Source organism: Actinosynnema sp. NPDC023658, from assembly GCF_040639995.1.
Taxonomy (GTDB): domain Bacteria; phylum Actinomycetota; class Actinomycetes; order Mycobacteriales; family Pseudonocardiaceae; genus Actinosynnema.
Genome location: NZ_JBFAAX010000187.1, coordinates 1 through 10,523 on the forward strand (window position 1 = coordinate 1; position 10,523 = coordinate 10,523).

Consider the following 10,523-nt stretch of genomic DNA (forward strand, 5'->3'; position numbering starts at 1 on the left):
TGGGCGGCTTCCTGATGAAGGCGGGCACGCCGGACGGCGTCCAGTCGTAGAAGTCGTCCAGCCCGTACGTGTGACCGATCTCGTGCAGCAGGATGTGCACGTTCGGTGAGCCGAGGTTGTCGACGAAGTACTCGCTGCCGATCCGCTGGCCCCAGTCACCGCCCGCGCCGCCGCCCATGCCCGCGGTCAGCCACAGCGACTGGTCGTAGTGCCTGGCCACCCCGCCGGGGCAGTTGCGGTACTGGCCGTCGCGGACGAAGAACCGGCCGCACGGCTCGGCGCACTGCGGCGCGTTCTCCCGGATGTTGTTGACGTAGATGTCGACCGAGTTGTCGGTCCACTGCAACGTGCCGCGGCCCCGCACGGCCCAGCCGACGACCTTGACCGGCACCTGGGCGTAGGGCCAGTTGTTGTGGCCCACCATGAGGTCGGTCCACTTGCGGTACTGCTCCGCGAGCTTGGCGTGGATGCGGTCCCGCAGGGAGGCGCTCACCGGCGCCGACGAGTCCCACCTCACGCAGAAGTTCAGGTAGCCGCCGTTGGCGAAGACCTGGTCCCAGCCGTAGTTGCGGAACCCGTACAGGTCGCCGTAGGTGCTCTCCTGGTGCGACCACACCTGGTTCAGCGGGGTGACCAGGGTGGACGGTGGGCTCCAGGTGGCCGGGTTGGCGGTGATCGTGACGTCGTGCGCCTGCTCGGCCCGGGCGACGCCCGCACCGCTGAGGGCCAGGGCCAGTGCCAGGACGCCGAGTGACGTTCTCAACCAGGATCGCGACACTGCGATCCTCCTTCCGGTTGCCGGATCGGGTTCAGCCCTTCACAGCTCCTGAGGTGAACCCGCGGACGTAACTGCGTTGCATGGCGGCGAAGAGCACGAGGCAGGGCACTGCCATGAACACCACCCCCGCTTCGAGCGCGGCGTAGTCGATCGACCCGTGGCTCGCGGTCCGCATGTTGACCACGGCAAGGGTGGTGGTGAACCGGTCGGTCGAGTTGAGCAGGATCAGCGGCGCGAAGAACTCGCTCCACGAGGTCAGGAACGCGAACAGCCCCACGGTGACCAGGCCTGGCCGCACCGCGGGCAGCATGATCCGCACGAGCGTGCCCGCGCTGGTGCAGCCGTCGACCCGGGCCGACTCCTCCAGCTCCAGCGGCACGGCCTCGAACGAGTTGCGCATCATGAACACCGAGAACGGCAGCTGGAACGTGATGAGCACCAGGCTCAGGCCGACCAGCGAGTCCTCCAGCCCCAACCAGCCCAGCAGCACGTACAGGGCGATGAGGATCGTCGCGTACGGCACCATCAGGATCGCCAGCGTGAGCAGGAACAGCACGTCGCGGCCGGGGAAGCGGAACCGGCCGAACGCGTAGCCGCCCAGCGTGGCCACGACCAGCGTGCCGCCGACCGTCAGCGCGCTGACCGCCACGCTGTTGAGCACGTGCCGCAGGCCGACGCCGTCGGCCGAGGTGAACAGCCGGTCGTAGTTCTCCAGGCCGAAACCGGTGTCCGTGCGCACCGACGCGAACGCGCTCCACACCAGCGGGAACAGGAACAGGATCGCCAGCGCCGTGCCGGTGACGTAATAACCCCAACGGCTGCCCGCGCCACCCCTGACCGCCGACGCCGGCCTCACGACGACCTCCGACGCAGCACGCGGAACTGGATGGCGTTGAACACGACCAGCACCACCAGCAGCACCACCGAGATGCCCGCGGCCGAGCCCAGGTCGAGCCGGACGAACGCCTCCCGGTAGATCACCATCACCAGCGACGTGGTGCTGTTGTCCGGTCCGCCGCGGGTGAGGATCCAGAACTGGTCGAACGCCAGCAGCGAGCCGGTCGTCATCAGCGTCAGCACCAGCGCGATCGTCGGCCGCATCAGCGGCACCGTGATGCGCCGGAACGTCTGCCACCGGTTCGCGCCGTCCACCCGCGCGGCCTCGTAGACGTCCGGCGGGATGGCGTGCAGCCCGGTCAGCAGGATCAGCATGGTGAACCCGGCGAACCGCCACAGCACCAGCAGCACCGCGGACCCCAGCGCGGAGTCGGGGCTGCCGCTGGTCCACGACACGTACCCGTCGACGAGCCCCAGCCACGCCAGCAGGTCCGTCACCGGCCCGATCTCGTCGCTGAGCAGGCCGAGGAACAGCAGCGAGGCGCTGGCGAAGCCGACCGCCGTCGGCAGGAAGAACGCGGTGCGGAAGAAGCCGACGCCGGGACGCCGGTGCTGCACCAGCAGGGCGAGCCCGAACGAGACCACGAACAGCAGCACGGTGATGATCACCGTGTACTCGACGGTGAACCAGGCCGCCGAGCGCAGCAGCTCGTCGTCGGCGATGCCGCTGTAGTTGGCCGGCGCGTTGAACTTCGCCCTGCCCAGCAGCGGCCAGCGGTGCAGGGACATCCACACCACCAGGGCCAGCGGCACCAGGAAGAACAGCCCCACCATGACGGCCGTCGGCGCGGCGTACGCGGCACCCACCAGGGCGCGCAGCCGACGTCCGCGGCGACCGGTGCTCCGCGCGGTGCCCCGGCGCGGCGCGGGGGTGCGCGCGCTCGGGCGTGACGTCGTTGTCGTGGACATCCGAGCCTCCGGTGGCCGCTCAGCCCTGCTGGAGCGACTTGGTGATGGCGGTGTTGCCGTCGGCCAACGCCGTGCCCGCGTCACCGAACAGCGCTCCGCGGACGGTCTGCAGCCACGGGCTCTGCGGGTCGTTGAACGAGACGTTGAAGTTGCGCGCGTACGGCGTGCGGCCCTTGGCCACCAGGCCGTTGATCAGCACCGTGCGCGGGTCGGCCGCGGAGTACTCGTTGTCCGCCAGGTCGGTGCGGGTCGGCACGCCCTTGTCCTTGGCGACGACCTCCACCTGGGCCTCGTCGGACGTGGTCCAGGACAGGAAGTCCCACGCCTGCTCGACGTGCTGCGTGGTGGCGCCGATGCCGAGCGCGTCACCGCCGACGAACGTGGACTCGCCGCCGGTCAACCCGCTGATCGGGGCCACGCCCAGCTTCAGGCCCTTCTCCTCCAGCGCGCCCAGCCACACCGACGGCGCGGGAGCGATGCCGACGTTGCCGCTCTGCAGCGCGCCCAGCCACGTCGGCCCGGCCTCGTCCTTGGACGCGGGCGCGGCCACGCCGTCCTCGTACAGCGAGCGGTACAGCGCGAACACGTCGGTCATCTCCGGCGAGTCGACCCGCGCCTCCTCGCCCTCTTGGTCGAGCACGTCGCCGTTCGCCGCCCACACCGACGGCCACAGGGTGAACTCGACGCAGCCGCCGCAGTTGCCGCCGAAGTACGTGCCGTGGACGTCACCGCCCAGCCGGTCCACCTCGCGGGCCTGGTCGGCGAACTCGCGCAGGGTGCGCGGCGGCCGCTCCGGGTCCAGCCCGGCCTTCGCGTAGAGGTCCTTGTTGTACAGCAGCACGGACAGGTCGATCGTGTGCGGCAGCGCGTAGTTCGCGCCCTCCCACGTGCCCGCCTTCAAGTGCGACGGCGCGAGCCGGTCCTTCACCGCCAACGCGTCCAGCCGGTCGGTGACGTCGGTCCACAGCCCCTGCGACGCGTACTGGGGCGCGAACACCACGTCGGCCGCGAACAGGTCGGGCAGCGACTTCGCGCCCGCCGCCGACGCGAGCTTCGCCGGGTACTCCTCGTTCGGGTACGCCGTCACCTCCACCTTGTTGCGGTGGGTGGCGTTGTAGGCGTCGGCGTAGGCCTTGGACACCGACTCGGTCGCGGCGCGGGTCCACATCGTCAGCACCGCGCCGTCGTCCGCGCCCGCGGCGCTCTCCGGCTCCTCACCGCCGCAGGCCGCCAGCACCAGCACACCCGCCGCGATGGCGGAGGCAACACGAAGACCTCTGGTAGTCACCGGTCTCTCCTTTGAGCACGGTCGGGTGGATCAGGTGGTGGGCAGCCAGACCCGCATGGTCGACGGGCCGCCGCGGGCCCAGCGGTGGTACGGCACGAGGCGCAGCGCGGTGGTGGCGCGGCTGTTCGGCGTTCTCCGCTCGGGCGGGCCGTAGGGCCACGAGTCCGGACCGGGCGCGTCGAACCGGGCGCGGACCTCGACGCCGTCCGCCGCGTCGACCGGCGGCACGGTGTCGTCCACGCGCAGGGTGTCGAGGTCGACGGCGTCCTCCCCGACCGCCTCGGCGCAGTACACGAGCGGTCCGCGTTCCACGGCCACGCAGCCGCGGGTGGCGTCGATCCGCGGGTCGGGCGCGGTGAAGCGGGGCCGCGTGGGCAGCTCCAGCCGGATCTCCTCGTCGACGGCGAACGCCCGGTAGACCACGATGTCCCCCACCGGCACCTGACGTCGTCCGTGCGTGGTGACCAGCTGCGCGCCCACCGCCCACTGCGGCACGCGCAGGGTGATCGACCAGGGCTGGTCGTCGGTCTTGGTCACCCGCACGGTCACCGTGCCGTCCTCCGGCAGGCCCGAGCGCACCCGCAGCCCGACCTCGCGGCCGTCGACCAGGCGGGTGGAGACCTCGGAGTCCGCGTACTGGTGCAGCCGCAGCCCGGTGTCCTCGACCGTGACCAGGTAGCACGACAGGCCGGCCAGCAGGCGTGCCGCGTTCGGCAGGCAGCACGACACCTCGAACCACGGCGCCCTCGGCCCGCCGCCGAACCCCAGCTGCTCCTCGTCCTCCGACAGCGCCGCGGTCGGCGTGCGCTGGTGCAGGGTGTGGGCGTAGAAGAACGACCGGCCGTCGTCACCGATCGCGGTGGCGACGACGTTGTAGAGGATGCGCTCGATCACCTCGTCGTACCGGCCGTCACCGGTGGCCAGCAGAAGCCGCCAGGCCAGCATGATCGCGGCCACCCCGGCGCACGTCTCGGAGTACGCCCGGTCGGCCGGCAGCGCGAAGTCGTCGCCGAACGACTCGTCGGTGTGCCGCGAGCCCATGCCGCCGGTCAGGTAGGTGCGCCGCGCCAGCGCCCGGTCGAACTGGGCCGCGACGGTCCGCAGCAGCTCGTCGTCGCCCGTCTCGACCGCGACGTCGACCGCGGCCGCGGCCAGGTAGAGCGCGCGCACCGCGTGCCCGTGCAGCACGGTGGACTCCCGCACCGGCTCGTCGTCGCTGAAGTACGACCAGCCGAAGTGGTGGCGCGGCAGCGTGCGGTGCCCGCGGCGCTCGACGAACAGCGCGGCCTGGTCCAGGTAGCGCTGCTCGCCCGTGACGCGGGCCAGCTCCACCAGTCCCAGCTCGATCTCGGGGTGACCGCAGACGGCCGGCGTGCCGTCCGGCCCGAACGCCTCGCACACGTGGTCGGCGGCGCGGCGGGCCACCGCCAGCAGCGGGTCCGCGTCACCCCCGCCGGTGCGGGCGCGGGCGACGGCCGCCTGGAGCAGGTGCCCGGTGCAGTACAGCTCGTGGCCCCACAGCAGGTCGCTGTACCGGTCGGGCTGTCCCGGCCGGCCGAAGGCGGTGTGCAGGTAGCCGTCCGGCGCCTGGGCCGCGGCGATCGCGCTCGTCAGCTCCGCGATCTGCGCTCGCAGGGCGTCCGGCGCCGCGGCGCCGCGCCCGACCTCCCAGGACATCGCCTCCAGCAGCTTGTAGACCTCGGAGTCGGTGAACTCCCGGCCGCGGCGGTGGGCCGGGGTGGCGTCGGACCCGGTGAAGTTCCCGGTCCAGCCCAGCTTGTCCATCCACGACCGGGCGTGCGGGAGGGACGCGGTGGCGTTGAGGTCCTGGCGGGTCCGCCAGAAACCGCCGGTGATCCGCACCTCGTCCTGGCCCAGCGGGCGCAGCTTCCCCCGCGAGGGCACGACGGGACGTCCCCCGACGGCGGTGGTGTCCGGCGACGTCACTGTCATCCCAACCTCCGCGCTGCCCGTTGCCCGTTCGGCGTCCGAAACAGCACTGTGGCAGCCGAAAACCTTTTCGGCAATCGTCCTTGTGGCCCTCGGCCACCGTCCTCCACGATGGCGTTTCACGGTTCTGAAGAGCGCCTACAATCGATTCGGCGTTCGACAAACGTTTCGAAAGGCTTTCGATGGGCAGACGGCGGTCCGACGCGGTGACCCTCAGCGACGTGGCGCGGCTGGCCGGCGTCTCGATCTCCACCGCGTCCAAGGCCATCAACGCCCGGGACGAGGTCGCGCCCGCCACCCGCGACCGCGTGCTGCGGGCCGCCGCCGAGTTGTCGTTCCAGCCCAACGCCTTGGCCCGGGGCCTGATCTCGGGCCGGACGCGCACCGTCGGGCTGCTCACCGACGAGCTCGGCGGCCGGTTCGCCATCCCGATCCTGCTGGGCGTGGAGAACGCGCTGGCCAACGAGCAGATGTCGGTGCTGCTGTGCGACGCGCGCGGTGACGCGATCCGGCGCAGGCACTACATCAGCACGTTGCTGGCCAGGCAGGTCGACGGGTTCATCATCCTGGGCGACGACAACGACGTCCGGCAGTCGCTGACCCGGGACATCCCGGTGCCGGTCGTCTACGTCTACTGCGAGTCCAGCGACCCGGCCGACCTGTCGGTGATCGCGGACGACGAGGGCGGCGCGCGGCTCGCCGTGGAGCACCTGGTGTCGTTGCGGCGCAAGCGGATCGGCCACATCACCGGCCCGCAGACCTACCGCGCGGCCCGGGACCGGGTCACCGCGCTGCACCGCGTGCTGGCCGAGCACGGGCTGGGCCTCGCGGGCGGTGCGCCGCTGTACGGCGAGTGGTCGCAGCGCTGGGGCCGGCACGCGGCGCGCGTGCTGCTGGCCACCGACCCGGACGTCGACGCGGTGTTCTGCGGCAACGACCAGATCGCGACCGGCGTCGCGGACACCCTGTCCCGCCTGGGCAAGCGGATCCCGGAGGACGTGGCGATCGTCGGCTACGACAACTGGGAGGACTTCGCCGCCGACTGCCGTCCCCCGCTGACCACCGTGGACCTCGACCTGGAGCGGATGGGCACCACCGCGGCCCGCTACCTGTTCGACGCCCTGGACGGCCGCCGCCCGTCCGGCGTCATCCGCCACCCCTGCCGCCTCGTCGTGCGCGAGTCCACCTCCCCCACCTGACCCACGCCCTCCTCCCGCGTGTCCTACCTCCAGACCGCGAGAGTCCTACGTTCACGTCGCGAGAGTCCTACGTTCAGAACACCCGAGTTGAACGCTCAGGTGCGGTCAGCAGGTGTCGGGCCCGTACCTCGGAGCGGGAACAGGCGTGTGGCCCGGGATCGCTCGATCCCGGGCCACATCGCTGTCCGGCGTCAGGAGACGACGGCGGGCCGCTTGTCCTCGGTGGACTCCAGCCGACCCGGCGCGGGGTGCGCGGCCGCCGTGCTCGCGAAACCGCGCAGCCGCAGGCTGTTCGACACCACGAAGACCGACGAGAACGCCATCGCCGCGCCCGCGATCATCGGGTTGAGCAGCCCGGCCGCCGCCAGCGGCAGCGCCGCGACGTTGTAGGCGAACGCCCAGAACAGGTTGCCCTTGATGGTGGCCAGCGTGCGCCGGGACAGCCTGATCGCGTCCGCCGCCGCACGCAGGTCGCCGCGCACGAGCGTCAGGTCGCTCGCCTCGATCGCCGCGTCGGTGCCGGTGCCCATGGCCAGGCCGAGGTCGGCCTTCGCCAGCGCCGCCGCGTCGTTCACGCCGTCACCGACCATCGCCACGACCCTGCCCTCCGCCTGGAGCCGGGCGACGACGTCGACCTTGTCCTCGGGCAGCACCTCCGCGATGACCTGGTCGATCCCGACCTCCGCCGCGACCGCGCGGGCCGCCGCCTCGTTGTCACCGGTCAGCAGCACCGGCGTCAACCCGAGGTCGCGGAGCTGCCGGACGGCCTCGACCGACGTCGGCTTGACCGTGTCCGCGACCACGAGCACCGCCCGCGCCGCGCCGTCCCAGCCGACCAGCACGGCCGTGCGGCCACGCCGTTCGGCGGCTTGCTTCGCCTCGGCCAGCGCGCCTTCCAGGTGGACGCCCCAGTCGGCCAGCAGCCGCTCGCGCCCGACGATCACCGCGTGCCCGTCGACCACGCCCTGCACGCCGAGGCCTTCGAGGTTGCGGAAGCCCTCGACGTCGGGCAGGTCACCGACCCGCTCCGCCGCGCCGACGGCGACGGCCCTGGCGATCGGGTGCTCCGAGGCGTGCTCCAACGCCCCGGCGACCCGCAGCGCCTCGTCCTCGTCGACGCCCTCCGCCACGTGCACGGAGACCAGGCTCATCCGCCCGGTGGTGACGGTGCCGGTCTTGTCCAGCACCACCGTGTCCACCCGTCGGGTCGACTCCAGCACCTCCGGGCCCTTGATCAGGATGCCGAGCTGCGCGCCACGACCGGTGCCGACCAGCAACGCCGTCGGCGTGGCCAGGCCCAACGCGCACGGGCAGGCGATGATCAGCACCGCGACCGCCGCCGTGAACGCGGCCGAGACGCCGCCGCCCGCGCCGAGCCAGAACGCCAGCGTGCCCACGGCCAGCGCGATCACGATCGGCACGAACACCGCGGAGATCCGGTCCGCCAGCCGCTGCGCCTCGGCCTTGCCGTTCTGGGCGTCCTCGACCAGCTTCGCCATCTGCGCGAGCTGCGTGTCCGACCCGACCCGGGTGGCCCGCACGACCAGCCGGCCGCCCGCGTTGACCGTCGCACCCACCACCGCGTCACCGGGACCGACCTCGACCGGCACGGACTCGCCGGTCAGCATGCTCGCGTCGACCGCCGAGCTGCCCTCGACCACCACGCCGTCGGTGGCGATCTTCTCGCCCGGCCGCACCACGAACCGGTCGCCCGCGACCAGCTCACCGACCGGGACGCGGACCTCCCGGCCGTCCCGCAGCACGGCGACGTCCTTCGCGCCCAGCTCCAGCAGCGCCCGCAGCGCCGCGCCGGCCCGCCGCTTGGACTGCGCCTCGAAGTAGCGGCCCGCCAGGATGAACGTCGTCACCCCGGCCGCCACCTCCAGGTAGATCGCGCCCGCGCCGTCCGCGCGGGAGATGGTCAGCTCGAACGGGTGCGTCATGCCGGGTGTGCCCGCGGTGCCGAACAGCAGCGCGTACAGCGACCAGGCGAACGCCGCGATCGTGCCCATCGAGATCAGCGTGTCCATGGTGGCCGCGCCGTGGCGCAGGTTCGTCCACGCGGCCCGGTGGAACGGCCACGCCCCCCACACCAGCACCGGCGCGGCCAGCGTCAGTGAGATCCACTGCCAGTAGGTGAACTGGAGCGCGGGCACCATCGCGAGCAGGACCACGGGCACGGACAGGACCGCCGAGACGACGAGCCGCTGCCGCAGGGCCGCCGTCGGGTCCTCCTCGGCCGCGGTCTCCGGCTGCTCGTGCTCGACGACGGGCAGCGCGGCCTGGTAGCCGGCGGCCTCGACCTGCTCGACCAGCGTCCGCGGGTCCACGTCCTCCGGGAACGTGACGCGGGCCTTCTCGGTGGCGTAGTTGACCGTCGCGGTCACGCCGTCGAGCTTGTTCAGCTTGCGTTCGATCCGCGCCGCGCAGGACGCGCAGGTCATGCCGGTGATCGCCAGTTCCACCTGCGTGTCAGCCATGGCCGTGACCCTCCTCGTCCTCGTGACCGCCGGCCGGGACGTCGGACGTCCCGACGGTGAACTCGGCCGTGCGCACGACGCCGGCGTGCCGGAAGTCCAGGAACAGCCGGTAGGTGCCCGCCGTCGGCACCTCGGCCACGAACGGGATCGTCGGACCGGCGGGCGTCCTGCCGTCACCGGGGGCGCCCTCGGGGTGCACGTGCAGGTAGGCCAGGTCGCCTCGGCGCAACGCCACGAGGTGCCCGTAGGCCGCCAGGTAGGGCTCCAGGTCGGTGACCGCGGCCCCGCCCTTCGTGACGGTCAGCCGCAGGGCGGAGGCCGTGCCCGGCACCAGGTCGCCGTCCAGGCGCACCTGGTAGCCGTCCACCTCGGCCACCCGGGACGGGGCGTGGGCGTGCGGTTCGAACGTGCCAGCGGCGTCGACGTCGACACCGAGCGTGGTCGCCTCGCCACCGGTGGGCTTGAAGTCGGCGAACACCCGGTAGGAGCCCGCCTCGGGGACGTCCAGCGGCACGGTCCACGTGCCGTCGGTCGCCATCTCGGGGTGGACGTGCCGGAAGTTCGCCGTGTCGCGGCGGACCGCGATGAGGTGCATCCGCTTGTCGTGCTCGACGTCGTAGGCGGTGACCGCCGTGCCGCCGGGCCCCAGGATCCGGAAGGAGAAGGTGTTGTTCCCCGTGGTCAGCGTCGTGTCGGTGGGCGCGAGGGTGTAACCGCCCCTGGACGACGCCAGCCCCGCGGGCTGGTCGGAGGCCCCCGCGACGGTGCCGCTGTGGTCGTCCCCGTGCCCGGTGCCCTCGGCGCCGGACGTGCCGTCGTGACCGCCCGGGGCGGCGTCGACGGTGAAGGGACCGACAGCGCTGCCGGCGGCCCAGGCGCCACCGGCGACCAGGGCGAGTGCCGCACCGTAGGCGGTGAGCTTCACTGCTGTGTTCATCGGTCAGTCCTCGAGACTGGTGGAGCCCGCCTCGCGGCGGGCTCCGGGTTCGGCCGCTGTGCTCGACCCGGCACCCACCGGTTAC

8 protein-coding genes are annotated in these 10,523 nt (G+C 72.4%); 1 reads left to right on the forward strand and 7 read right to left on the reverse strand.

The window, feature by feature from the left end:
• The 5 genes from AB0G02_RS19900 to AB0G02_RS19920 all read right to left on the reverse strand — a co-directional run.
• Window positions 1-778: hypothetical protein (locus AB0G02_RS19900; protein WP_360796363.1), on the reverse strand; the 778-nt coding region annotated here is incomplete at its 3' end.
• 31 nt (window positions 779-809) lie between these two features.
• Window positions 810-1,634, reverse strand: coding sequence for a carbohydrate ABC transporter permease (locus AB0G02_RS19905; RefSeq protein WP_360796366.1), 825 nt, complete (start codon window positions 1,632-1,634; stop codon window positions 810-812).
• Entirely contained in the window at window positions 1,631-2,584 is a 954-nt protein-coding gene (locus AB0G02_RS19910; RefSeq protein ID WP_360796369.1) for a sugar ABC transporter permease, read from the reverse strand. The genes AB0G02_RS19905 and AB0G02_RS19910 overlap by 4 nt, the downstream gene beginning before the upstream one ends.
• 19 nt (window positions 2,585-2,603) lie before the next feature.
• Window positions 2,604-3,872 (reverse strand): sugar ABC transporter substrate-binding protein, encoded by a 1,269-nt coding sequence (locus tag AB0G02_RS19915; protein WP_360796372.1) that lies wholly within the window; start codon window positions 3,870-3,872, stop codon window positions 2,604-2,606.
• A 30-nt stretch (window positions 3,873-3,902) separates the two neighbouring features.
• Window positions 3,903-5,825 carry a beta-L-arabinofuranosidase domain-containing protein gene (locus AB0G02_RS19920; RefSeq protein WP_360796375.1) on the reverse strand — a complete coding sequence of 641 codons (1,923 nt, stop codon included), beginning with the start codon at window positions 5,823-5,825 and terminating at the stop codon, window positions 3,903-3,905.
• Window positions 5,826-6,004: 179 nt separating this feature from the next.
• On the opposite strand from AB0G02_RS19920, the gene AB0G02_RS19925 reads away from it, so the two are divergent.
• A complete protein-coding gene (locus AB0G02_RS19925; RefSeq protein WP_360796378.1) occupies window positions 6,005-7,021 on the forward strand; it encodes a LacI family DNA-binding transcriptional regulator in 1,017 nt (338 codons plus the stop codon).
• Window positions 7,022-7,212: 191 nt separating this feature from the next.
• Here the strand turns inward: AB0G02_RS19925 and AB0G02_RS19930 are convergent, their stop codons facing one another.
• Both AB0G02_RS19930 and AB0G02_RS19935 read right to left on the reverse strand, forming a co-directional pair.
• A complete protein-coding gene (locus tag AB0G02_RS19930; RefSeq protein WP_360796381.1) occupies window positions 7,213-9,501 on the reverse strand; it encodes a heavy metal translocating P-type ATPase in 2,289 nt (762 codons plus the stop codon).
• Window positions 9,494-10,438, reverse strand: a complete 945-nt coding sequence (locus AB0G02_RS19935; RefSeq protein WP_360796384.1) for a hypothetical protein — start codon at window positions 10,436-10,438, stop codon at window positions 9,494-9,496. Before AB0G02_RS19935 ends, AB0G02_RS19930 begins: the two co-directional genes overlap by 8 nt.
• Between the last annotated feature and the right edge of the window lie 85 nt (window positions 10,439-10,523).